The sequence below is a fragment of the Enterobacter cloacae complex sp. HYC074_NIDB genome, assembly GCF_056673345.1.
This window is the reverse complement of sequence record NZ_CP114214.1, coordinates 4,135,080-4,160,180: the sequence shown is the minus strand read 5'-3', so window position 1 is coordinate 4,160,180 and position 25,101 is coordinate 4,135,080. Positions and strand designations below refer to the sequence as shown.

The following is a 25,101-nucleotide window of genomic DNA, read 5'->3' as shown; positions in this document are numbered from 1 at the left end:
GAAAGGCGAAGATCAAGGAAAGGAAAAGAAAGGCCTTACGATCGTCTTCCGTAAGGCCAACAGAGCACACTGTGAAGGGGCTACAGGGAAAGAGCCTGACCCTGGATCCAGATCTGCCGGAGGTGTAAACCCGCATCGAGCGCAATAATATTGGCGCGTTTGCCTGGTGCTAACGATCCCAGCAGGTGATCCATACCGAGCAGACGGGCGGGATGCAGCGAGGCCATATGGATAGCGTTTTCTGGGGCGACCCCCGTATGCTCCACCATATTTCGCACGGCGGCATCCAGCGCGAGCGTGCTGCCCGCCAGCCCGCCCGAGGCCGTGCGAACAACGCCGCCCTGCATCTCGACATTTTCACCACACAACGTATAGCGCCCAACAGGCATACCCGCCGCCTGCATGGCATCGGTAATCAGCACCGTACGATCCTTCGCGCAGCAACAACATAGCCGCATGGCTCCAGGATGAACGTGATGCCCGTCGGCAATAAGCTCCAGCCACGCGCGTGGGTCCGTAAGCCCGGCGCCAACCATGCCCGGCTCCCGGTGGTGTAATCCCGTCATGCCGTTGTAGCAGTGCACCAGCCCGTCTGCGCCTGCATCAAATGCGGCCAGGGTTTGCGCGTATGTAGCGGCGCTGTGGCCCAGCATGACGCGTATCCCTTTTTGCTTGAGGTGATGGATCGCCTTCAGGGCATCCACTTTTTCCGGAGCAAGCGCCACCACCCGCAGCGTGTTCTGCGAAACCGCAATCAGCTCATCAAGTTCCGCGAGATCCAGCTCGCGAAACAGTTCTGGCGGGTGCGCCCCTTTGTTCTGCGGTGTAAAGTACGGGCCTTCCAGATAGCTGCCCAGGAGCTGCGCGCCGGGGCCACCGGCATGACAGCGCCGGGCAATGCGCCGTAACGCGCCATGGATCGCCTCCAGCGAAGCGGTGACGGTGGTAGGCAGAAACGCCCCTACGCCTTCACGCGCTTTATGTATGGCTAACCGGTCCAGCACGTCGGGAGCATCATCCATCACATCCACACCCGCGCCGCCGTGGACGTGGATATCAATGTATGCCGGGCAAAGCAGGTCTGCCTCGCGGGTGTTAACCCCTGCCGGAATCGGCTCGATGGCGGTGATGACGCCTCTATCCATACGCAGCTGATGGTCATCCAGCCAGCCTTGCCTGGTAAGCAGACGACGCGCGCGCAGCAGCTGGCTCATATCCCTTCCTCGGCGGGCGCTTCCTCGCGACAGCGTGCAAGTTCATCCACCAGGCTGGTCAGGCCGCGATGGCCGCACTCCAGCGCCTGCAAACGAAAGGCTTCACTGCTTAATCCGTCGCGCTCCAGAACCATCTCCAGCAAAAGCTGGAGATTGGTGCCGGTGATCACTTCGCTGCCGGGGCGCTGCATCGCGAGGGTAGAGGCCACACGAAACGGCGTACCGCCGAGAAGATCGGTGAGAAACACGATATCGTGCTCTGCATCCAGTTCATTCACTGCCTGCTCAAGCTGCGCGGTCAGCCGCGCAGTGGTGGAGCTTTCCGGAAAATCGATGGCGATAAACTGCGGCTGTTCGCCGAGGATTTGCTTCATCGCCTGTTGCAGCCCGCTGGCAAAACCGCCGTGACCCGTCAAAATAATGCCTAACATCGCAACCTCTTTGCTTTTTACAGGAAGTGACAGAATTTACCGACAACGCCCAGCACCACGGTGATACCAATCAGGCGCAGTGGGCTCCAGCCACGGCGTACCAGCCAGAACATAATCAGGGTGTAGACCAGCGGCAGAAAGGCGGGCATCAGTTTGTCGATCACATCGGTTTGCAGTTTGACGACCGCATCCCCGGCTTTAATCTCGAGTGTGGTATTCAGGCGCACATAGGTTGCCACCAGCGCGCCAATCACTGTCATTCCGACAATGGACGCAGCATGACCAACCTTTTTGGTGTTGGCCTTGATCAGCGGGATCGCGGCGACACCCATTCGGTAGGCATAGTGCGCCAGACCAAAACGCAGGCCGAGATGCACCACGTTAAACAGAACGATAAAGACCACCGCGCCAAGAATGGATCCCTGTAGCGCCAGGCTGGCGCCAATCCCCCCGCAGATGGGCAGCAGGGTCAGCCAGAACATGGCGTCACCAATGCCACCGAGCGGTGCGCCGACGGCAATTTTAGTGCTCTGGATGCTGTTCACATCCTGCTTGGAACGCTCCATTGCCAGAATAATGCCGATGACGAAGGTCACCAGGAACGGGTGGGTGTTAAAGAAGCCCATATGGCCTTTCATGGCGCGCGCCAGGTCCCGCTTATTGGTGTGGATCTTTTTCAGCGCGGGCAGTAGCCCATACAGCCAGCCGGAGGCCTGCATACGCTCGTAGTTAAACGAGGCCTGTAGCAGCATGGAACGCCAGGCGACACGGTTAATATCCTTTTTCGTTAGCTCAGCGCCAATACTCTGATCTTCGTAGACGTTTTCATTCACGCCGGTCAGCAGTGTCTCTTCACTTTCAGACACGCCCGGCAGGGTGGTGTGATTAGATGCCATCTTCAAATTCCTCTTTCTGGGCCGCAGGCGCCGTGGGTTCAGGCGATTTGCGCAGCAGGTCGATCAGCGCCATCGCCAGTGCAGCCGCGGCAATCGCCAGCACCGGGAGTTTCAGCCAGGCCGCGGCGACAAAGCCGATAATGAAGTAAGGGATGTAAACGTTTTTCATCATGATCTTCAGTAGCACGGCGAAGCCGATCGCTGGCATGATGCCGCCCGCGACGCCGAGACCGTCGATCAGACGTTCCGGCAGCACGTCAATGGCGGTTTTCGCATGTTCAGCCCCGAAGTAGATGGGCAGAAATGCGCACAGGAAGTAGAAGACGCCGAGCGCCAGCAGTGCCAGATAGTTGACCCGTTCAATACCACGGGTGTCTGCGTTAGCCGCCATGCGATCGCAGCGGGACATCACGCCGGACATCACCGAGAAGAGGAAGGTGATCCCCATCTGAACCGCCACGGCAAACGGCACGGCGACCCCAACGGCGACATCCGGCTTCACGCCTGTAGTAATGGCAAATGTGGTGCCAACGATGGTGCCGATAATCACGTTTGGCGGCTGCGCGCCCGCCAGCGGCGCGAGTCCCATCCAGACCAGTTCTAACGTACCGCCGGTCAGAATTCCGGTGTGCAAATCGCCCAGAATCAGGCCAACCAGTGGCCCGAGCACCACTGGACGGTGCATGTGTGTTAAGCCATTAAACATATCCAGGCCCGCTATAAAGGCGAGAAGCCCCAGCGCGAAAGCCTGCAACAGACTGATTTCCATTGTGAATCCCTCAGAGCAGTTTAAAGAGATCCAAAGCAGTCTCTGTTGGAACGCCCTGAACGAAGCATTCCACTCCGGCCGCCTTCAGGCCGTTAAACGCGGCGATATCGTTCGCGTCTACAGATACCGTTTTGGCAATTTGCTGTTTGCCACTGGCGTAATGCATATTTCCGACGTTAATACGGGTGATGGGCACGCCGCCCTCGACCAGCGTTAAAAAATCAGCCGGTGTTTTACAGACCAGCAGAATTTTCTGCCGGTCGGCGGCGCGATGAATGTTGTCGATCACTTTTTGCAGAGACCAGAAACGCACGGCGATGCCTTCCGCAAGCACCATCTCCATCAGGTTTTGCTGAACCGGATCGTCTGCAACCTCGTCATTTGCCACCAGCACCAGGTTCGCCCCCGCAAACCCCACCCACTGTACGCCCACCTGACCGTGGATCAGGCGTTCATCAATGCGGCATAAGACAATGTTTGGCATAGCGTTTTCCTCTTTTTAATTATGCGTGTTGAGTCGTTACGCCTTCGCAGGCGGCATGGTACTGCTGGAGTATGTCCTGAATGTGGTCGAGGATGAGTTCCCGTGGTGTGGAGCTGAGAGCGCCATCGCGAACTTTGCTGTACTGCAACGGCAGATACTGGCTGATCAGCGGCAGCGGGATCGGTTCATCCGCCAGGTTGCGTACCAGCCGCTCAAAGGCGTCGTCAATCTGGCTGTCTGGCCAGTAATAGCGCACGCGGTCGGAATAGCTGTAACCGCGGGCCAGGCGACGGGCATTGCCGTCGCCGTGATAGTGGCTTTGCCAGTATTCCGGGCGATCGAGCATCACGTTTTCCAGGACGTGACGCAGCCTAGAGCAGGCTTTTGCCGGCAGCAGCTCTTCTTCAATTGCTGCCAGTGAGAACAGCGCTTCGCGCAGCGCGAAGGTTAGCGCAGGGCCGACTTTCAGAATGGCGAAGTGATCTTTCACCAACTGGCGCAGCGCCTGCGGCGTCTGGTAATCGGTAGAGTGTGCTTCAAATACCAGCGTGTCGTAGGCTTCAACCATCTTGCTCAGCGCGACGGCTCTATGCGGTTGATAGTCACAAACGTGCGCATGGTCGAACTCAACGCCAGGCTGAACGACCAGGCCAATAATGCGCGGCCAGATGTCGCTTAACCCTTCCTTCTCGAATGCGTGGCGGTGTGCCTCAAGCGTGGCGCGTGCCGCCTCTGGCGTGGTGACCTCAAGCTCGGTCAGCGTCTCGTGTGCCCCACCGGGAACCGGAACTTCCGTGCCGATAACGTAGACCAGATCGGCTACGCCAAATTGCTCGAGACAGGTGGTTTCGGCAATTTTAGCCAGCCGAGCGGCACGCCCGGCAACGATTGCATCGGTTAAAGGAACCGGGTCGTCTTCGCAGGACATGCTGCAATCGAGGTGAATTTTTTTAAATCCGGCCGCCACGTAGCTTCTGATCAGATCGTCGGCGTTCGCCATCGCCTGCAAAGCTGGCAGGTTTTGCCAGCGGTTTGGACCTAAATGATCGCCGCCAAGGATCAGCTGTGAGGTGGGGAAACCGAGGGATCCCGCCAGCTTGCAGACAAACCCATAAAAATCGGCGGGCGTCATACCGGTATAGCCGCCAAACTGATCCACCTGGTTTGAGGTGGCTTCAATCAGCAGAGGCGTCTGTTGTGAATGGGCGTAACGTATTGCAGCTTCAAGTACCAGTGGATGTGCGGAACAGACGGCATAAATCCCGTTTGTATTCCCCCGTTTATGTTGTTCCACCATTTCTGTCAGATGTTTCACTTTCCTCTCCATTTCGGATGGTGTTGGCATTCATCTTTCGTTTTGTTTCATTTGATACTGCATTATGGTGATGTAAAAATAAAACGAAAGATAATAGTTTTCCGATCTGTTTCACAAAAGAAACATAATGAAAGGTTTCAGCGGCGATTAAGCTTGCGTCCGCCTACCATACAGGGCTTGCATTCCCTCAAAAGAAAGGCGTTAATAAGAAAAACGAAATGAAACGAAAGTTTATTTACTAAGGAGCTCGTATGAGCAGCACCGATTCATCCGCAGAGAAGCGCATCACCGGCACCAGTGAAAGGCGAGAGCAGATCATTCAGCGGTTGCGGGCGCAGGGAAGCGTGCAGGTTAACGATCTTTCTCTTTTATTCGGCGTGTCGACGGTGACGATCCGTAACGATCTGGCCTTTCTGGAAAAGCAGGGGATTGCCGTTCGCGCTTACGGCGGCGCGCTGATTTGCGAAGGCAATGCCCCCGGCGTGGAGCCATCCGTTGAGGACAAAAGTTCCCTTAATACGGCAGTGAAGCGCAGCATCGCGCAGGCGGCGGTTGAACTGGTGAAGCCGGGTCACCGCATTATTCTGGACTCCGGCACCACGACCTTTGAAATTGCCCGCATGCTGCGCCAGCACACCGATGTCATTGCCATGACCAACGGGATGAACGTGGCAAACGCGTTGCTGGAAGCGGAAGGCGTAGAGCTGCTGATGACCGGCGGGCATTTGCGCCGTCAGTCACAGTCCTTCTACGGCGACCAGGCGGAGCAGTCCTTACAGAATTACCATTTTGACCTGCTGTTTCTGGGCGTCGATGCCATCGATCTCGACCGGGGGGTGAGTACGCATAACGAGGATGAAGCCCGTCTGAACCGCAAAATGTGCGAGGTGGCGGAGCGTATTATCGTTGTCACGGACTCCAGCAAGTTTAATCGTTCAAGCCTGCATAAAATTATTGATACCCATCGAATCGACATGATTATCGTTGATGAAGGCATTCCTGCGGAAAGCCTGGAAGGGTTACGCAAAAGCGGGATCGATGTGGTGCTGGTCTAAAGAGGCTTTTCCCCTCACCCTAACCCTCTCCCCATAGGGGAGAGGGTTCCCCAGTAATTTGAAAGCAAAAACTATAACGTTGCCTCAGAATAACTGAGGGCTTTCAGCGATGCCTCGGTCCGGCTGTAAATCGCTGAGGCGTTTCCTGTAGGCCGGGGCGAGGCGCAGGGATGCGCCGAGAGGGCGGGCTTTACAGGGATGTTACCTCCGCCCGTCCCCGATAAGCCGGAAGGAATAAGCCGAAGGCACCGCGAAGCGGCGATTTTCCGCCGGAAGCCCGGGTCGCCAGGGTGGTGGCGACTGAGCCACCCTGGCACGTTCACCGGTCATGTCGTGACAGAGTAGCAAGGAACATAAAGTGAACGGAATGACCACCAGAGCCGTATGTTTCCCCTCACCCCAGCCCTCTCCCTCAAGGGAGAGGGGGCCGTCTGTGCAGGCATTATTTTGTGGGGAACCCTCAGCCCCATAGGGGAGAGGGCAGGGTGAGGGACAATCACGTCACCGGCGCCGGGTTAAACACCGCCAGCGAGTTATGCAATCCCCATTGATCGGAGAAGGTTTTCTTCCGCCCGCTTGCCACATCCAGAATGAAGTGGAACAGCTTCCAGCCCACCTCTTCAATACTCTCTTCCCCGGTGGCGATGGTGCCCGCGTTGATATCCATTAAGTCATACCAGCGGTTTGCCAGCTCGGTGCGGGTCGCCATTTTGATCACCGGTACCGCAATCAGGCCGTACGGCGTGCCGCGCCCGGTGGTAAAGACCTGTACCGTAATGCCGGAAGCCACCTGCTGGGTGCCGCAAACGAAATCACTGGCAGGCGTTGCCGCGTAAATCAGGCCGCGTTTGGTTGGTCGCTGGCCAGGTGAGAGCACTTCCACAATCGCGCTCTGGCCGGATTTGGCAATCGACCCGAGGGCCTTTTCCACCACGTTCGCAAGGCCGCCTTTCTTGTTACCCGGAGACGGGTTGGCGCTGCGGTCAGTTTTGCCCATGTCGAGATAGTTATCGTACCAGGCCATTTCCTCCAGCAGGCGTTTGCCCACCTCTTCGTTGACGGCGCGCGGCGTGAGCAGGTGGATAGCATCACGTACTTCGGTGACTTCGGAGAACATCACCGTGGCGCCGCAGCGCACGAACAGATCGGAGGCATAACCTACCGCCGGGTTAGCGGTGACGCCGGAAAACGCATCGCTGCCGCCACACTGTGTCCCAACGACCAGTTCAGAGGCCGGGCAGGTTTCACGCTGGCGTTTGTTCAACTTCTCCAGATGGCGCTCTGCCACCTGTAAAATGTCGTCGACCATCGATCTGAAGCCGACATGGTGTTCATCCTGAAGACGCACAACACTGGCATCGTCAACCGGAATGGCTTTCACATCCTCAGTACCCTGCAACAGGCGTTCTGGCTGCAATTTTTCACAGCCGAGACCAATCACCATTACCTCACCGCCAAAGTTTGGGTTAAGGGCGATATTGTGAATCGTACGGATCGGCACGACCGCTGCCGGCGCGTTGATCGCCACGCCGCAGCCGTACAGGTGGTTAAGACCCACCACGCCGTCAACGTTGGGGTATTTCGGCAACAGATCGCGCTCAATAATTTTCACAACGTAATCCACTACGCCCGCCACGCAATGCACGCTGGTGGTGATGCCAAGCAGGTTTTTGGTTCCCACGCTGCCATCCGCATTGCGGTAACCTTCGAAGGTATAACCCTCCAGCGGAGGCAACGGCTCAGGGACGCGGGTAGCCAGCGGCAACGTCTCCAGCGGCGGGGCGGTGGGCAGCTCAACCAGCGACTCCTCAATCCAGCTACCCTGCGGGATAGCGCGCACCGCATAGCCGATGACTTCGCCGTAGCGCACGATTTCACCGTGAGCCGGGATATCGACCAGTGCGACTTTATGCCCCTGCGGAATGTGCTCAATCAGCTCCAGGCCATCCGGAAAGCGGGTGCCAGCTTTTAAGCCATTGTCGTTGACAATAATCGCCACGTTATCAGTATCGTGCACTTTTATATAGAACGCCGTCGGCGACGCCTGTCGAATTTCAATATCGGCCATTGTTCACTCTTCTCCAGCAAAATATCTGATACTAAATATAGCCAGATGGTTAATCGTTTCTTATTGAGGAAATAAAGAATGTCAGGAGAGGAAAAGTGAGAATGTGATCGCGATCGCTCCCGAAACACTAATCGTTGATTCTGTGCATCAGCGCCCACTGCATTGGGCAAATGCTCAAAATAGCGTGTTACTCCCGCTGCATAATTGAGCATTGAGACAATGTGCTGCCGGGTGGTGACGATTATACTGAATGACGATTTTATAACGCCAAAATTCAGTCAGGAAAATAAATATAACGCTGACGCTGAGTCGGAATAAATAAGAAAAGTTACTGGCTAAAACTGCGGAATTAAAAAAGGTATAAGTAATGAGTAACGACATCTTCCCGAATAAATTTAAAGCGGCCCTCGCGGCGCACCAGATTCAGATTGGCTGCTGGTCTGCGCTGGCCAACCCCATCAGCACCGAAGTGCTGGGCCTGGCCGGGTTCGACTGGCTGGTGCTGGACGGCGAACATGCGCCAAACGATATCAACACGTTTATTCCGCAGCTGATGGCGCTGAAAGGCAGCCACAGCGCGCCGGTGGTGCGTGTGCCCACCAACGAGCCGGTGATCATCAAGCGTCTGCTGGATATCGGCTTCTACAACTTTCTGATCCCGTTTGTTGAAACGGAAGAAGAAGCGGTGCTGGCCGTGGCGGCGACCCGCTATCCACCGGAAGGGATCCGCGGCGTGTCCGTCTCGCACCGCGCCAACATGTTTGGCACCGTGCCGGACTATTTCTCCCAGTCCAACAAGAACATCACCATTCTGGTTCAGATCGAGAGCCAGCAGGGGGTCGATAACGTCGACGCTATTGCCGCGACGGAGGGCGTCGACGGCATTTTCGTCGGCCCGAGCGATCTGGCGGCCGCCTTTGGTCATCTGGGTAACGCCAGCCATCCGGATGTGCAGCGCGCAATTCAGCACATTTTTGCCCGTGCCAAAGCGCACGGTAAACCGTGCGGCATTCTGGCGCCAGTGGAAGCCGATGCCCGCCGTTACCTGGAATGGGGCGCAACGTTTGTCGCCGTCGGCAGCGATCTCGGCGTATTCCGCGCCGCCACGCAGAAATTAGCGGACGCTTTTAAAAAATAACCATCATTGAGGAAACAGATTATGACGCTGAAAGTGGGTTTTATTGGCCTGGGTATCATGGGCAAACCAATGAGCAAAAACCTCATCAAAGCAGGTTACTCACTGGTGGTTTTAGATCGTAATTCAGACGCGGTGGCAGAGGTGATTGCGGCTGGCGCAGAAACGGCGACAACCGCAAAAGCAATTGCTGAGCAGTGCGACGTGATTATCACCATGCTGCCAAACTCCCCGCACGTGAAAGAGGTGGCGCTGGGTGAGAACGGCATTATCGATGGCGCGAAGCCGGGTTTGGTGGTGATCGACATGAGTTCTATCGCACCGCTGGCAAGCCGCGAAATCAGCGAGGAGCTGAAAGCGAAGGGCGTGGAGATGCTGGATGCGCCGGTCAGCGGCGGCGAACCGAAAGCCATCGACGGCACCCTGTCGGTGATGGTAGGGGGCGATAAAGCCGTGTTCGACAAATACTACGACCTGATGAAAGCCATGGCTGGCTCCGTGGTGCACACCGGTGAAATTGGCGCAGGCAACGTCACCAAGCTGGCAAACCAGGTGATTGTGGCGTTGAACATCGCGGCTATGTCGGAGGCGCTAACGCTGGCCACCAAAGCGGGCGTTAATCCGGATCTGGTCTATCAGGCCATTCGCGGTGGTCTGGCGGGCAGCACCGTGCTGGATGCCAAGGCGCCGATGGTGATGGATCGTAACTTCAGGCCGGGCTTCCGCATCGATCTGCACATTAAGGATCTGGCGAATGCGCTGGATACCTCCCACGGCGTGGGGGCGCAGCTGCCGCTGACTGCCGCCGTCATGGAGATGATGCAGGCGCTGCGTGCGGATGGTCTGGGCACCGCCGATCACAGCGCGTTAGCGTGCTATTACGAAAAGCTGGCGAAGGTTGAAATTGCTCGCTAATGACGTCCCGCCCGGTGGCGTTACGCTTACCGGGCCTACGGCTCAGGCATACAACTATGAAAATCGTAATCGCGCCAGACTCTTATAAAGAAAGCCTGTCTGCCACTGAGGTGGCGCAGGCGATAGAAAAAGGATTTCGGGAAATTTTCCCCTACGCTCATTACGTGTCTGTTCCCGTTGCTGACGGCGGAGAAGGTACGGTTGAAGCGATGATCGCCGCTACGCAGGGCACCTGGCAGCAGGCTGTCGTCACCGGCCCGTTAGGGGAAAAGGTGAAGGCCAGCTGGGGGATCTCGGGCGACGGTACCACCGCGTTTATCGAGATGGCCGCCGCCAGCGGCCTGGTGCTTGTTCCTCCCGCGCAGCGTAACCCGCTGGTCACGACGTCGCGCGGGACGGGGGAGCTGATCCTCCGCGCGCTGGATAAAGGCGCGCGCAACATCATTATCGGTATCGGCGGGAGCGCAACCAACGATGGGGGCGCAGGCATGATGCAGGCGCTGGGCGCGAAGTTTACGGATGCGAACGGGACGGAGATCGGCTACGGCGGCGGCAGCCTGATGGCGCTTAACCGGATTGATATTTCGGATCTCGATCCGCGTCTTCAGGGGTGCGCAATCCGTGTCGCCTGTGACGTGACGAATCCGCTGGTCGGTGAAAGCGGCGCGTCGCGTATCTTTGGACCGCAAAAAGGCGCCACGGAGGAGATGATCCTCGAACTCGACGCCAGTCTTAGCCACTATGCCGAAGTGATCAAAAAAACGCTGCGCATTGACGTCAACCGGGTTCCGGGGGCTGGCGCCGCGGGCGGCATGGGCGCGGCGCTGATGGCCTTCCTGGGCGCAGAGCTGAAAAGCGGCATTGAGATTGTCACTCAGGCGCTCAATCTTGAAGAACATATTCACGACTGCACGTGGGTGCTGACGGGGGAAGGGCGCATCGACAGCCAGAGCATAAATGGCAAAGTGCCCGTCGGCGTGGCGAGCGTCGCCAAAAAATACCATAAGCCAGTGATAGGGATTGCCGGAAGTCTGACGCAGGATGTGGGTGTGGTGCATCAGTACGGCATCGATGCGGTGTTCAGCGTACTGACCCGCATCGGCTCACTGGAAGAGGCGTTCCAGGGAGCGTATGACAACATTTACCGCGCCTCGCGGAATATCGCGGCCACATTGCAGGTAGGCATGCGTAGCCAGGGGTGACAGCGACGCGCAAACCCTCTATACTGCGCGCCGAAGCTGACCAGACAGTCGCCGCTTCGTCGTCGTCCCTTTCGGGGGAGACGGGCGGAGGGGAGGAAAGTCCGGGCTCCATAGGGCAGGGTGCCAGGTAACGCCTGGGGGGGAAACCCACGACCAGTGCAACAGAGAGCAAACCGCCGATGGCCCGCGCAAGCGGGATCAGGTAAGGGTGAAAGGGTGCGGTAAGAGCGCACCGCGCGGCTGGTAACAGTCCGTGGCACGGTAAACTCCACCCGGAGCAAGGCCAAATAGGGGTTCACATGGTACGGCCCGTACTGAACCCGGGTAGGCTGCTTGAGCCAGTGAGCGATTGCTGGCCTAGATGAATGACTGTCCACGACAGAACCCGGCTTATCGGTCAGCTTCAACTTCTTACCAAACCCCGCTTCGGCGGGGTTTTTGCTTTCTGAAGGTTGCAGGTCGGGTAAGCGAAGCGCCAAACGACATCAATTCTCAATTTTGCGACGCTAAGCACGTTTCACTATTTGTTCGGCTGCGTGTTCCTCTCATCTGCTGCGCATGATCGTAATCACAAAATTTAACGCTATAAAATTAGAAAAATTTAGTGTTGAGCAGATGTTGTAAATGTTTAGTCAGTGATGCCGAATGTTATTCATTTGATAATTTAATATTGAATCTAAAAACATTCTTCTGGTGAATGTGTGATATATCCCACTCTTTAACCGGAAAGTGAATAAATACTCCTGGTAAAGTTGATAAACCACAAAAATGTTTTAAAGGAATAATGGTGTTTTATTAACCTTTAATTGCCTGAAAGATAGCCTTTATTAATATTTTTAAGGCAAAAAAATTCACGCTGGTTATTGCCATAAAATAAATTTATTACCGCGTTTTTTATTGATCAATGTCAGCGTAAATGCGTATTTTTATTGTGATAAATCTTTGATTTATAAAAATATAAATAGTTTTCTGGTGCGACTGAAAACAGAGCGTCCTGGCAAATTGTGAGTAACAGCACATACCCCCTAAAACAATATTGGGTAGAATCCGCTGCGTCATAGGGAAATAAGCGCAGAATATTATGAATACTATTATTCTACCGAAAACTCAGCACCTCGTGGTATTTCAGGAAGTCATCAAAAGTGGCTCCATAGGTTCTGCTGCAAGACAACTGGGGCTGACGCAACCTGCCGTCAGCAAAATCATCAGCGACATCGAATCTTACTTTGGGGTGGAAGTGATGGTGCGTAAAAACACCGGCGTAAAACTCACTGCTGCCGGTCAGGTGCTGCTGTCCTACGCTGAGTCGATCACCCGCGAAATGAAAAACATGGTAAGCGAGATCAACAGCCTCAGTTTCAGTACCGTCATGGACGTCTCCTTCGGCTATCCGTCGCTGATTGGCTTCACCTTCCTGTCCGGGATGATCAAAAAATTCAAGGCAGTGTTCCCGAAGGCACGCGTCTCAATGTATGAAGCGCAGCTCTCTTCATTCCTGCCCGCCATTCGCGATGGCCGGCTGGATTTCGCCATCGGTACGCTGAGCGACGGGATGCAGCTTCAGGATCTTCACGTTGAGCCACTGTTTGAATCCGAGTTTGTGCTGGTGGCGAGTAAATCACGAACGTGCACCGGCCCGACCAGACTGGCATCGCTCACGCACGAGCAGTGGGTGATGCCGCAAACCGATATGGGCTACTACAACGAACTTCTGACCACCCTGCAAGACAACCACATCAGCATTGAAAACATCGTCCAGACCGATTCCGTCGTCACCATCTATAACCTTGTCCTCAATGCCGATTACCTGACGGTGATCCCCCGTGACATGATTGCGCCATTCGGCTCGGACCAGTTCATTGTTCTGCCGGTGGAAGATGAATTACCCGTGGCGCGTTATGCCGCCGTGTGGTCAAAAAATTACAGTATTAAAAAATCGGCGTCAGTATTAGTTGAACTGGCAAAACAATATTCGTCGATGAATACCGAAAAACGACGATAGAAATAATGATGATTTAAAACACCCGGAGCGACGCTTTTTAACGCTCTGTTACCCTGACTTTGCCTGAAAACAATGAATTATTATAACGAGGATATTATGCACATTACTTACGATCTCCCGGTGACCATTGAAGATATTCAGGACGCCAGAAAAAGACTGGCGGGAAAGATCTATAAAACCGGTATGCCGCGCTCAAATTATCTGAGCGAACGGTGTAAGGGTGAGATATTCCTGAAATTTGAAAATATGCAGCGTACCGGTTCGTTTAAAATACGTGGGGCGTTTAATAAATTAAGCTCGCTGACCGATGCGGAAAAACGCAAGGGCGTGGTGGCCTGTTCCGCAGGGAACCACGCGCAGGGGGTCTCTCTCTCCTGCGCCATGCTCGGCATCGACGGCAAAGTAGTGATGCCGATGGGCGCGCCGAAATCCAAGGTTGCCGCCACGCGCGACTACTCTGCCGAAGTGGTGCTACACGGCGAGAACTTTAACGACACCATCGCCAAAGTGAGCGAAATCGTCGAGATGGAAGGGCGCATTTTTATCCCGCCTTACGACGATCCGAAAGTGATCGCCGGTCAGGGCACCATCGGCCTGGAGATCCTCGAAGATTTATATGACGTGGATAACGTGATTGTCCCCATCGGCGGCGGCGGTTTAATTGCCGGTATTGCGACAGCAATTAAATCCATCAACCCAACTATCAATATTATCGGCGTGCAGTCTGAAAACGTGCACGGAATGGCGGCATCGTATCAGGCCAGTGAAATAACGAACCACCGCATTACCGGCACATTAGCCGACGGCTGCGACGTGTCTCGCCCGGGTAAATTAACCTTCGAAATTGTTCGTGAATTAGTCGATGACATTGTGCTGGTCAGCGAAGACGAGATTCGCAACAGCATGATCGCGCTTATTCAGCGAAATAAAGTGGTCACGGAAGGTGCTGGCGCGCTGGCCTGCGCGGCGTTATTAAGCGGCAAGCTGGACCACTATATCCAGGGCCGTAAAACCGTCTGCATTATTTCCGGCGGCAATATCGATCTCTCCCGTGTTTCCCAAATTACCGGCTTCGTTGACGCATAAAGGATGACTTATGAGCAACACAGAAAGCATTATCGTTGGCCAGACAAAAACGTCCTCCTGGCGTAAATCTGATACCACCTGGACGCTCGGCCTGTTTGGTACCGCCATTGGCGCAGGCGTGCTGTTCTTCCCTATCCGTGCAGGCTTTGGCGGCTTGATCCCCATCCTGCTGATGCTGGTACTCGCGTTCCCGATTGCCTTTTACTGCCACCGCGCGCTGGCGCGTCTGTGTTTGTCCGGCAGTAACGTCTCCGGCAACATCACCGAAACGGTGGAGGAGCATTTTGGTAAGACCGGCGGGGTGGTAATCACCTTCCTCTACTTCTTTGCCATTTGCCCGCTGCTGTGGATTTACGGCGTCACTATTACCAACACCTTTATGACCTTCTGGGAAAACCAGCTCCAGATGCCCGCCCTGAACCGCGGCGTAGTGGCGCTGTTCCTGCTGCTGCTGATGGCCTTTGTTATCTGGTTCGGTAAAGACCTGATGGTGAAAGTGATGAGCTACCTGGTGTTCCCGTTCATCGCCAGCCTGGTGTTGATTTCTCTCTCGCTGATCCCGTACTGGAACTCGGCGGTGATCGACCAGGTTAACCTGAGCGATATCGCCTTCACCGGTCATGACGGCATTCTGGTCACGGTGTGGCTGGGGATCTCCATCATGGTCTTCTCCTTCAACTTCTCGCCTATCGTCTCCTCGTTTGTGGTCTCCAAGCGCGAAGAGTACGAACCGGAGTTCGGGAAAGAGTTTACCGAGCAGAAATGTTCCAAAATCATCGGTCGCGCCAGCCTGCTGATGGTGGCGGTGGTGATGTTCTTCGCCTTTAGCTGCCTGTTTACACTCTCTCCGCAGAACATGGCGGACGCCAAAGCGCAGAACATTCCGGTGCTCTCTTACCTGGCGAACCACTTTGCGTCGATGTCAGGCAGTAAATCCACGTTCGCCACCGTGCTGGAGTACGGCGCGTCCATCATCGCGCTGGTCGCTATCTTTAAATCCTTCTTCGGCCACTATCTGGGCACGCTGGAGGGGCTGAACGGCCTGATCATCAAGTTCGGCTACAAGGGCGACAAGAAGAACGTCTCCGTCGGCAAGCTGAACACCATCAGCATGGTCTTCATCATGGGCTCCACCTGGATTGTGGCCTACGCCAACCCGAACATTCTGGACCTCATTGAAGCCATGGGCGCGCCAATTATCGCCTCTCTGCTGTGCCTGCTGCCGATGTACGCCATCCGCAAGGCACCGGCGCTGGCGAAATACAAAGGCCGGACCGAGAACATCTTCGTAACCGTGGTCGGACTGCTGACCATTCTGAACATCGTGTACAAACTGTTTTAAACCAAAGCTCAGGAAGAGCGGAGCCATACCATGATTGAGTTTCCGGTAGTACTGGTCATTAACTGCGGATCGTCCTCTGTTAAGTTCTCGGTGCTGGACGCCGCAGGCTGCGATGCCCTGATGACGGGCATTGCGGACGGCATCAACAATGAAAAAGCCTTTATTTCCGTGAATGGGGGTGAGCCGGTCAGACTGGCTCACCAGGACTACGAAGGGGCGCTGGCTGCCATCGCCCTGGAGCTGGAGAAACGCAACCTGATGGGCAGCGTGGCTTTGATTGGCCATCGCATTGCCCACGGCGGTGACCTCTTCAGCGAGTCGACCCTGATCACGGAAGAGGTGATGGCGCAGATCCGCCAGGTCTCCCCGCTGGCGCCGCTGCATAACTACGCCAACCTGAGCGGCGTGGAAGCCGCCGAGCGCCTGTTCCCCGGCGTGCAGCAGGTGGCGGTATTTGATACCAGCTTCCACCAGACCATGCCGCCGCAGGCGTATCTGTACGGCTTGCCGTACCGCTATTTTGAAGAGCTGGGCGTGCGCCGCTACGGTTTCCATGGCACCTCTCACCGCTATGTGTCGGCGCAGGCGCACGCGCTTTTCGGGCTCTCTCCCGATGACAGCGGCCTGGTGATTGCCCATCTCGGCAACGGGGCGTCCATCTGCGCGGTGCGTAACGGCGTAAGCGTGGACACGTCCATGGGGATGACGCCGCTTGAAGGACTGGTGATGGGCACGCGCTGCGGAGACGTGGATTTTGGCGCGATGGCGTGGATTGCCCGGCAGACCGGCCAGTCGTTCGAGGATCTGGAGCGCGTGGTCAACAAAGAGTCCGGGCTGCTGGGGATCTCCGGTATCTCCTCCGATTTGCGCGCGCTGGAGAAAGCCTGGCATGACGGCAACGAGCGGGCGCGGCTGGCAATAAAGACCTTTGTCCACCGGATTGCGCGGCATATCGCCGGTCATGCCGCGTCCCTGCACCGTCTGGATGGCGTGGTGTTTACCGGCGGGATCGGTGAGAACTCCGTGCTTATCCGCGCGCTGGTGGCGGAGCATCTGAAGGTGTTTGGCATCATCCTCGACGAGTCCAAAAATGTCCTGCCGGGCAGCGCGGGCGAGCGCGTGATCTCCACCGAGTCGTCCCGCGCGGCCTGTGCGGTGATCCCTACCAATGAAGAAAAAATGATCGCGCTGGACGCCCTCCGTCTTGGGAAGGTTACTCCGGCTGCGGCTTACGCCTGATAAAGCGAGAATCTGATGAAAGTAACAATCGATACGGGCGTCGCGCCTTACAGCGACGCATGGGCCGGGTTTCGTGGTGAAGAATGGAAAAACGCCATCAACGTGCGCGATTTTATTCAGCATAACTACACCCCTTATGAAGGCGATGAAGCTTTCCTCGCGCAGGCGACGCCAGCAACGACGGCGCTGTGGCAGAAGGTGATGGTCGGCATTCGTCAGGAGAATGCCACCCACGCTCCGGTGGATTTCGACACCAACATCGCCACTACCATTACCGCGCACGGGCCGGGCTATATTGATCAGGAGCTGGAGACGATCGTCGGCCTGCAAACCGACAAGCCGCTCAAGCGCGCCCTGCATCCGTACGGCGGGATCAACATGATCCGCAGCTCGTTCGAAGCCTACGGTCGCGAGATGGATCCGCAGTTTGAATATCTCTTTACCGACCTGCGCAAAACCCACAACCAGGGCGTGTTTGACGTTTACTCCCCGGAGATGATGCGCTGCCGCAAATCGGGGGTGCTGACCGGTCTGCCGGACGGCTACGGGCGCGGACGCATCATCGGCGACTACCGCCGCGTGGCGCTGTACGGCATCAGCTATCTGGTGCGCGAGCGTGAACTTCAGTTCGCCGATCTCCAGGGGAAACTGGAGCGCGGAGAAGATCTGGAGGCCACGATCCGCCTGCGCGAGGAGCTGGCGGAGCATAAACGTGCGTTGCTCCAGATCCAGCAGATGGCGACGAACTATGGCTTTGATATTTCACGTCCGGCGATGAATGCGCAGGAAGCGGTGCAGTGGGTCTACTTTGCCTACCTTGCCGCAGTGAAATCCCAGAACGGCGGGGCGATGTCGCTGGGGCGCACGGCCTCGTTCCTCGATATCTACATTGAACGCGACATGCAGGCAGGAAGGCTGAATGAGGTGCAGGCCCAGGAGCTGATCGACCACTTCATCATGAAGATCCGCATGGTACGCTTTCTGCGCACGCCGGAGTTCGACACGCTCTTCTCCGGCGATCCGATCTGGGCCACGGAAGTGATTGGCGGCATGGGGCTGGACGGGCGCACGCTGGTGACCAAAAACAGCTTCCGCTACCTGCATACCCTGCATACCATGGGGCCTGCGCCGGAGCCAAACCTGACGATCCTCTGGTCCGAACAATTGCCGATCGCGTTCAAGAAATACGCCGTGCAGGTGTCGATCGTCACCTCCTCGCTGCAATACGAGAACGACGATCTGATGCGCGCCGACTTCAACAGCGACGACTACGCCATTGCCTGCTGCGTCAGCCCGATGGTGATCGGCAAGCAGATGCAGTTCTTCGGCGCACGCGCCAACCTGGCGAAAACGCTGCTGTACGCAATCAACGGCGGGGTGGATGAGAAGCTGAAGATCCAGGTAGGGCCGAAAACCGAGCCGCTGCTGGATGAGGTACTGGATTACGACACCGTGATGGCGAGCCTCGATCACTTCATGGACTGGCTGGCGGTGCAGTACATCAGCGCGCTGAATCTCATTCACTACATGCATGATAAATACAGCTACGAAGCCTCGCTGATGGCGCTGCACGACCGGGACGTCTACCGCACCATGGCCTGCGGCATTGCCGGGCTGTCGGTGGCGGCGGATTCCCTGTCGGCCATCAAGTACGCCACGGTAAAACCGGTGCGCGACCACACTGGTCTGGCGGTCGATTTCGTCATCGAAGGCGACTATCCGCAGTACGGCAACAACGACGATCGCGTGGACAGTATCGCCTGCGATCTGGTTGAGCGCTTTATGAAGAAAATCCAGGCGCTGCCGACGTACCGCAACGCGGTACCGACCCAGTCGATCCTGACCATCACCTCAAACGTGGTTTACGGCCAGAAGACCGGCAACACGCCGGACGGACGTCGCGGCGGCACGCCGTTTGCGCCTGGCGCCAACCCGATGCACGGGCGCGACAGAAAAGGGGCGGTGGCGTCGTTAACCTCGGTCGCCAAGCTGCCGTTCACCTATGCCAAAGACGGGATTTCCTACACCTTCTCCATCGTGCCGCAGGCACTGGGCAAGGACGAGCCGGTGCGCAAAACCAACCTTGTCGGGCTGCTGGACGGATACTTCCACCACGAAGCGACCATTGAGGGCGGTCAGCACCTGAACGTCAACGTGATGAACAGGGAGATGCTGCTGGATGCCATCGCCCATCCGGAGAACTATCCGAACCTGACGATCCGCGTTTCAGGCTATGCGGTGCGGTTTAATGCTCTGACGCGCGAGCAGCAGCAGGATGTGATTTCGAGGACGTTTACGCAGGCGATGTAAATAAGAAATAGGGTTGACAGCCCCCTTTGTTAAAAGGGGGCTTTTTTCATTCCAGCAGGGCGCTGGCCTCATCGAAGCGGGCAAATCACTTCATGGAGGATTCTTCATCAAACTGGTGGTTTTCGTATCCGGAATAGAAATGGAGCCCTTTATGGCCGTCATAACGAACCGGACGAATAATCTGGTTCACCTTTACCAGTAAGGGGGTAAGCCTTTGGTTCTCATCTCACCCAGATCCGGAGGAAGCTCACCGGCTTTCAGAATTACCCCGTTGTTATAAGAGAGCAGGCCGATTTCCGGTGTTTTCACCAGACGCCGCGCGACGGCGTCTTCCCCTCCGAGCTTTTCCAGCCATGGCGTGCCCAGAATGGTTTACCAGCAGGCACCTTTGAGGCCTTCGACCGCTTCCCCGCAGGGGTACCCAGCGAATCCACCATCACGCCGGAAAAACGCTGAGCCAGGGCATATTCATAAGGGAACATCTGTTCAAAGGCGTAGGGCAGAACGAACGACAGCTCAGCACAGCCGCTTTCCACTTCGAAGGTGTCGCACAGCCAAAGCAGCCAGTTTTCATACCGTTCCTTACCGTCCGGCTCTTTCAGCAGGGAAAGGGGGAAAGCGAGTTTTATGACTGAGCGATCATTTTCGTTATGGAATATTCGTTTCCCCATGATAAGAATTTCGTAAGCCGGTGCCAGATATGACTCAGTTGCAGAACTCAGTACCCAGTCAAAAATTTCCTCAGGCGTGGAGTTTAGAATAGCCTGCTTCTGTCTGGCATAATTGTTTTCGGTGATTCTGGTCCATTTCTTTACCGGCAGCGTTTTCCTGAGATACGGCTTAAATTCCCCGTAATAACGATCGACACACTCCACCATTTTTCGGCGAACCTCCGGCGTATGGCCGTTTTTAACGAACACGGTGATTATCAACCCGAGGTTCACCGCCGGGCTGCCGTACTTGTATTTTACCGATGCTTCCGGAAGCCACTTTTCGACCAGATCCTTTAACATCATCACTCCTTATTACGGGGCTACCGCCACGGTGGTTCCTGCGCCGAGGATCGCCGCCAGCGTCCCCCAGGCGCTTATCGCCAGGCGTACAATCAGTAAAAACGCGCCGATAATGGCTTCAGGAATGCCCAGCGCCCCACGCCGACCGCCACCAGAATAACCGCTATGGCGGTTGCCGCATCGGTCAGCACCTGTACCCAGTCCACCCGGTTTAACATCTCCAGCGTCATATCCGTCGCCTGCTGGATCTCCCGCCAGGCGGTGCGCATTTGTAGCGGTAGTGTTCGCCCGTCGTCACCGCATCACTGCGCACGCTGACCGTCGCATCCATCGGCGTGGTGGCAGTCCGGTAGTTGTAATCCCGTGTGGCGACGGTGCCGGTGACAATCCTGTGCCAGGTCCGCACATCCCAGACCGATTCTGCCGCCCCGTCAAATAGACCCGACGGCTCGCGGTACGGCAGGCACACATCAAACCGGTAGTTAAGCTGGCTGTCGGCAAAAAAGTATGTATCTAGACCGCGCACATCATCCATCTCCGTACGCCAGTAAATCCCCACCTCTGACAGAATGCGCTGGATAAACTGTAAATCCGTCTCCCGCCACTGGGTTATCAGCTCCCGCGCCGGATAGCTGCGCTCCAGCCGGAATTCAAAATCAGGTCCCTCCAGCCCGTGTCTGCGCAGAACCTGCTCCACCACCTCCGGCACGGACTGGTTCTGAAATACGGCGCACTGCCGGGTGTATCCCAGCAGCGCCAGGCTGGAACTGAGCATCTTCATCCATGAGCATATTGAGCGTCACGCTGCCACCGGGCATCACCGGCAGTTCTTTTGACGCCAGCACCTCGTCCTTTAGGACCGTATCGGCCTAGCGCAGAAGTGTCTGGTAATTGGCGGCATCAACCACTTTACGCCCCCTGAGCTGCCAGACTCTCACCATCGTCGCCAGCGGCATTAATAGTAATGCGGGCGAAAATAAAGGGATAAATAATTGTGGAGGCAGTAAAAAATGAATTACCGCCTCTTAATAGAACTGACAATATGTTCTGCCAGTTTTTCCAACTCATCCTTGTCCATTGGCGGGTTACCTCTCGCCTGTCGACTGTCCTGCATCACGTAGAGTAATAAATCTGGCTTCAGATTTCTGGCTTGTCGATCTCCCTGTACATAAGCAACATAGCCGTAATTGAGTCCACCGTCTTTGTAGACAGATTTCACAAATGTACCAACCCCCTTACGTCCATCCATTTCTATTGAACGCCACTTTGGTTTTATCAGCTCTTTTGAAACTGCTGACCACTGGTATTGCCAGTTCCAGAGCCAGATTACATAATCTTTTTCATTCAGGTCATCTTCTTTTCCCGCCTTTGGCTTCATCCCCAGATCCTGAAAAAATATGGTCACATCCGGGTGATTTTGAAGCCGGTATGTTATCCCAATATTACGAGGCTCATGACCGGAATCACCCGCGATAAAGCCGTAGGGAAGGCAAAACCCTTGCTCTGTTGGGACTTCGTATAACTTACGTGGTCTGAAACGATTTAGAAGAGAAAGAACTTCAGGTTCGGATTTCCGCACCTGCATCTCAGTAGTCTGGGATTTTTCTCCTGAATCTTTGGCATTCCTCCCCCAAAAATGATACAGGCGCTTTCCGCTATTTATGTAAACCGTATATCCTCTGTAGTCATAATTCACGAAAGAATTAGGATAATCTTTTAAGATGTATTCATGCTTCCTGTTAAACTCCGCCTTTGTTTCCATTGGCTTATTAAGTAACTTTAAATCACGCTCTTCATATTTCCTGGCAACTTCAATAACGAAATTTATACTATCAGCAACTCTTTCTTTATACGCAGAGAAATCAACCGGAGTTTTCTCTTCAGAGGAAACATCCAACTCATAATTACCGTAATAAAGCGAAGAAAATTGCGCTTGAATAGAATCTGCTTTTGCTCTGTTATATTTATCACCAAATGTTATACCATTACGTGCATATCGACTGGTAATAAAAAAGCCATTACCTTCTGGTTGTTCCTCCGGATTAGTAAATCCTTCTATAGGATATAATCCCACATCCAATCCATCAGGTAATTGCATCTGATAATAACTTACACACTCGCTATTCCATTTCTGGGAAAATGTCACAGGTGAAACAAGAAAACCACCCCATAAAATTAACAATGGAAATTTTTTCATAACTAGCTTTCCTGTGAATCCCTTATATTATCGTTATTTGCAATTTGAACTTCATCATCTGCCTGTATAGAATTACTGGCAATCAACCGCGTATTATAAGGAATTAAGTTGTTTTCACCTTCCGACCAGTAAATAGGAAGTGCAGTTATAAAGCCTTTTATATTATTTAAATTGTAATTATATAATGAATATTCTTTCCAAAACGAAAAAGAAAACGGCATACTACCTTCGTTAGAAAGGACGTCTCGTGAATTAGCTGCTGCTACAGGCCATAACGATGCCCTCATCTTTACTCCCTGCTCGCTATTTTCTTTCCTGTAATTGCCATCATCAGATTCATCTTTTATGAAATCATTTCGTGGGATAAAATTAAATACACTCTCATAAATTATTGCGTTTTCCCTCGCCAGAGCCTGAATCTTCTCCCAACTGGCTTTTAGTGCTGGCTTATCCAGCGCTTCTGCACATTCCCCAGCCGCACTCCCCAGCCATTTACGCCACGCCTTTTGCCGCAACTTACGAGCAAAATTACGGTAGGGAACTGTAGTTCCACTGCCATCCAGATCGGTATAGCCATGTTCAGTATCCGATATCAGTACCGCCAGCTCAGAGTCCCTGTCACCCAACAGACTTCTGTCATTAATATTCGCGCTCCCCACCAGCACATAGCGGTCGTCCACAATCGTCAGTTTACTGTGTACATAAATCTGCTCTGTCACCGCCATTCCGTTTAGTTCATCATGGTCACGCAGATTTAATAACGTCACGTATTGATCGCATACTTCAAGTGGAATACTGGTATATTCCGTTCCACATAGCTCTTCTAGTTTCTCTATTTTCCTGCTCCATTCTTTGCGGGGTACCGCCTGCACTTCAAGTTGTTGCTTCACCCACAAACTACGGCGGATGCGGTTCAGCAGACTGTGAGAACCAAATACCAGTGACTGCCGGGTCAGATGAATTTGCGCCACGATAGCCGGGTCATCAAGCCGCCCTTCCGGATATACAGGCAGTACGATATAGACATGAAACGGTTGCGCAACATGACTAAAAATCGCACGCTTAATTCTGTCCCCCAGCCATTCCGCTACCGGGTTTTGCGGCATTTCATCGTCCGGCAATAGCCGGGTTGCCCAAGCACTCAGGGTAGGGGTAATACTTTTTGCCACTGGACTCAAGGGCTCATTTTCACCAATAGATGATTTCTCAAATGCCGACACAAAAAACTGATTCTCTATATAAATATAATGCTCCGCCTTACTGATGAGCAGATGGAGACTGCGCAGGATATCATCCAGTTTCAGTCGCGCTTTCGGCGCAATTTCCGGCATATTTTTATGTTCATCAAGTCGCATACTCAATGAGGCACTGCGCAATACCTGTATCTGACAGCTTCCCTTTTTTATGGATGGTACTGCAGGGATATCAAGTTCAGGTACACGGGTCTGTAGAGGATTGTCAGGCCAGCGGTGTGAATAACTGTTCCAGCGCAGTACAAAGTTTCTGACCAGATCATCCACCGCAGGCCCCTCAATTTGTACCTGATAATCCTGCCAGGGCATCCGGGGTTGTATTGTTGTATTGTCGGATCCAGATAAACGCTGTCCTTCGAACTCCCTTGAGACTGCCAGAGTTCATGTTTTAAAACTGTATCAATAATGTGCTGAACGCTGTCCGTCTGTCGTTTTTCCGCTCGTTTAAACTCACCCTGTAGCTGTTCCTGCGAATATTTCCCTACTGGAATAACATATTCGTTCATCGGGTCATAACCTGGACGATGAACAATGGGTGGAATACAGGAATTGTACATATTCATGCCCTGTCGTCCGTCTGCGTTTGCCTGCAGACCATAATGGTCATCATAGCGTCCATAGGCCAGGTCAATTCCGCCGACAAATGCCAGTTTTTCATCGACAATCACGCATTTCTGATGATGCGAAAACATCACTCCGGATTTAGAACCCGCACGCTGAACATAAAAAGCCTGTCGTCCGAGATGGGTATTCATCGCAGCAAATACCCGTTCCGTTGCCGCAGCATACGTCTCAACCTGCGCCGGGTTCTCCCACGGCATAATATAAACCTGTAAACCAGAAGTTGTCTGTACAGACTCCAGCAGGGTATCAACCAGCCGTATCCCCTCCGCCAGTTGGGCGTCCCAGTTCACCTGCCAGCCAGTAATAAAAATGCACTTTTTTGCCTGCTTAAAAGCTGCCAGAAGCGCAGAAAAATACTCCTTTCCACCAAGGAAAGCCTGCACGACATTGCCCTCTGTATACTCAGCAAAATTCTCTGACTGCCTTTCCGGACCACTGGTGTAATGTACCCAATGATTATGAGTAGCCGTTGCGGTGTAGCTTTCTTCACTTTTGTCATCAAAATAAACACTGCACCGGTTCATACCGTCGTCAAGTTTAAGCGATACCAT

The 25,101-nt window shown here is 54.4% G+C and carries 19 protein-coding genes, 1 other RNA gene and 4 pseudogenes; 10 read left to right on the top strand and 14 right to left on the bottom strand.

Annotation, left to right across the window (positions count from 1 at the left end; all coding sequences use genetic code 11):
• Positions 1 to 80: 80 nt before the first annotated feature.
• Genes nagA through kbaZ form a run of 6 tightly spaced genes read right to left on the bottom strand, consistent with a single transcriptional unit; the run spans position 81 to position 5,121 of the window.
• Positions 81 to 1,214, bottom strand: a complete 1,134-nt coding sequence (gene nagA / locus O1724_RS20205) for an N-acetylglucosamine-6-phosphate deacetylase (RefSeq protein ID WP_126297106.1) — start codon at positions 1,212 to 1,214, stop codon at positions 81 to 83.
• Entirely contained in the window at positions 1,211 to 1,645 is a 435-nt protein-coding gene (gene agaF / locus O1724_RS20200) for a PTS galactosamine/N-acetylgalactosamine transporter subunit IIA (RefSeq protein ID WP_003861734.1), read from the bottom strand. Before agaF ends, nagA begins: the two co-directional genes overlap by 4 nt.
• A gap of 17 nt (positions 1,646 to 1,662) precedes the next feature.
• Entirely contained in the window at positions 1,663 to 2,541 is an 879-nt protein-coding gene (gene agaE, locus O1724_RS20195; RefSeq protein WP_022651905.1) for a PTS N-acetylgalactosamine transporter subunit IID, read from the bottom strand.
• Positions 2,531 to 3,310, bottom strand: coding sequence for a PTS N-acetylgalactosamine transporter subunit IIC (gene agaW / locus O1724_RS20190; protein WP_003861730.1), 780 nt, complete (start codon positions 3,308 to 3,310; stop codon positions 2,531 to 2,533). Before agaW ends, agaE begins: the two co-directional genes overlap by 11 nt.
• 10 nt (positions 3,311 to 3,320) lie before the next feature.
• A complete protein-coding gene (gene agaV, locus O1724_RS20185; protein WP_003861728.1) occupies positions 3,321 to 3,794 on the bottom strand; it encodes a PTS N-acetylgalactosamine transporter subunit IIB in 474 nt (157 codons plus the stop codon).
• Positions 3,795 to 3,813: 19 nt separating this feature from the next.
• Positions 3,814 to 5,121 carry a tagatose-bisphosphate aldolase subunit KbaZ gene (kbaZ, locus tag O1724_RS20180; protein ID WP_126297108.1) on the bottom strand — a complete coding sequence of 436 codons (1,308 nt, stop codon included), beginning with the start codon at positions 5,119 to 5,121 and terminating at the stop codon, positions 3,814 to 3,816.
• A gap of 239 nt (positions 5,122 to 5,360) precedes the next feature.
• On the opposite strand from kbaZ, the gene O1724_RS20175 reads away from it, so the two are divergent.
• A complete protein-coding gene (locus tag O1724_RS20175) occupies positions 5,361 to 6,164 on the top strand; it encodes a DeoR family transcriptional regulator (protein WP_032607968.1) in 804 nt (267 codons plus the stop codon).
• Between the two features lie 496 nt (positions 6,165 to 6,660).
• Here O1724_RS20175 and garD read toward each other — a convergent pair whose 3' ends face one another.
• A complete protein-coding gene (garD, locus tag O1724_RS20170; RefSeq protein WP_126297461.1) occupies positions 6,661 to 8,232 on the bottom strand; it encodes a galactarate dehydratase in 1,572 nt (523 codons plus the stop codon).
• Positions 8,233 to 8,599: 367 nt separating this feature from the next.
• Here garD and garL point away from each other — a divergent pair, with 367 nt between their 5' ends.
• From garL to pflB, 9 genes are all read left to right on the top strand, one after another.
• Positions 8,600 to 9,370 carry a 2-dehydro-3-deoxyglucarate aldolase gene (gene garL, locus O1724_RS20165; protein ID WP_045332928.1) on the top strand — a complete coding sequence of 257 codons (771 nt, stop codon included), beginning with the start codon at positions 8,600 to 8,602 and terminating at the stop codon, positions 9,368 to 9,370.
• A 21-nt stretch (positions 9,371 to 9,391) separates the two neighbouring features.
• Complete coding sequence (garR, locus tag O1724_RS20160; RefSeq protein ID WP_032660438.1) at positions 9,392 to 10,282, top strand: 2-hydroxy-3-oxopropionate reductase; 891 nt, start codon at positions 9,392 to 9,394, stop codon at positions 10,280 to 10,282.
• A 56-nt stretch (positions 10,283 to 10,338) separates the two neighbouring features.
• Positions 10,339 to 11,484, top strand: a complete 1,146-nt coding sequence (gene garK, locus O1724_RS20155) for a glycerate 2-kinase (protein WP_045897635.1) — start codon at positions 10,339 to 10,341, stop codon at positions 11,482 to 11,484.
• 32 nt (positions 11,485 to 11,516) lie between these two features.
• Positions 11,517 to 11,893: RNase P RNA component class A (rnpB, locus tag O1724_RS20150), an RNA gene on the top strand.
• A gap of 672 nt (positions 11,894 to 12,565) precedes the next feature.
• Positions 12,566 to 13,486, top strand: a complete 921-nt coding sequence (gene tdcA / locus O1724_RS20145; protein WP_126297462.1) for a transcriptional regulator TdcA — start codon at positions 12,566 to 12,568, stop codon at positions 13,484 to 13,486.
• A gap of 96 nt (positions 13,487 to 13,582) precedes the next feature.
• Positions 13,583 to 14,572 (top strand): bifunctional threonine ammonia-lyase/L-serine ammonia-lyase TdcB, encoded by a 990-nt coding sequence (gene tdcB / locus O1724_RS20140; RefSeq protein WP_045897637.1) that lies wholly within the window; start codon positions 13,583 to 13,585, stop codon positions 14,570 to 14,572.
• Between the two features lie 10 nt (positions 14,573 to 14,582).
• Positions 14,583 to 15,914 (top strand): threonine/serine transporter TdcC, encoded by a 1,332-nt coding sequence (tdcC, locus tag O1724_RS20135; RefSeq protein ID WP_003862666.1) that lies wholly within the window; start codon positions 14,583 to 14,585, stop codon positions 15,912 to 15,914.
• A 30-nt stretch (positions 15,915 to 15,944) separates the two neighbouring features.
• A complete protein-coding gene (gene tdcD / locus O1724_RS20130) occupies positions 15,945 to 17,153 on the top strand; it encodes a propionate kinase (RefSeq protein WP_072139522.1) in 1,209 nt (402 codons plus the stop codon).
• Between the two features lie 15 nt (positions 17,154 to 17,168).
• Positions 17,169 to 19,463 (top strand): formate C-acetyltransferase, encoded by a 2,295-nt coding sequence (gene pflB, locus O1724_RS20125; RefSeq protein WP_126297463.1) that lies wholly within the window; start codon positions 17,169 to 17,171, stop codon positions 19,461 to 19,463.
• Between the two features lie 88 nt (positions 19,464 to 19,551).
• Here the strand turns inward: pflB and O1724_RS20120 are convergent.
• The 7 genes and pseudogenes from O1724_RS20120 to O1724_RS20090 form a co-directional block, all read right to left on the bottom strand.
• Positions 19,552 to 20,479, bottom strand: a pseudogene (locus O1724_RS20120) (DUF3396 domain-containing protein); the annotation flags it as partial.
• Between the two features lie 9 nt (positions 20,480 to 20,488).
• Positions 20,489 to 20,748 (bottom strand): annotated as a pseudogene (locus tag O1724_RS20115) (VRR-NUC domain-containing protein); the annotation flags it as partial.
• A pseudogene (locus O1724_RS20110) lies at positions 20,748 to 21,248 on the bottom strand (contractile injection system protein, VgrG/Pvc8 family); the annotation flags it as partial. The pseudogenes O1724_RS20115 and O1724_RS20110, both read right to left, overlap by 1 nt.
• Positions 21,241 to 21,429: pseudogene (locus O1724_RS20105) on the bottom strand (type VI secretion lipoprotein TssJ); the annotation flags it as partial. The pseudogenes O1724_RS20110 and O1724_RS20105, both read right to left, overlap by 8 nt.
• A 62-nt stretch (positions 21,430 to 21,491) precedes the next feature.
• Complete coding sequence (locus O1724_RS20100) at positions 21,492 to 22,673, bottom strand: T6SS immunity protein Tli4 family protein (RefSeq protein WP_170227492.1); 1,182 nt, start codon at positions 22,671 to 22,673, stop codon at positions 21,492 to 21,494.
• A gap of 2 nt (positions 22,674 to 22,675) precedes the next feature.
• On the bottom strand, positions 22,676 to 24,193 hold the full coding sequence (locus O1724_RS20095) for a phospholipase D-like domain-containing protein (protein ID WP_176691027.1): 1,518 nt from the start codon (positions 24,191 to 24,193) through the stop codon (positions 22,676 to 22,678).
• Positions 24,076 to 25,101 (bottom strand): phospholipase D-like domain-containing protein, encoded by a 1,026-nt coding sequence (locus O1724_RS20090; protein ID WP_139158039.1) that lies wholly within the window; start codon positions 25,099 to 25,101, stop codon positions 24,076 to 24,078. The genes O1724_RS20095 and O1724_RS20090 overlap by 118 nt, the downstream gene beginning before the upstream one ends.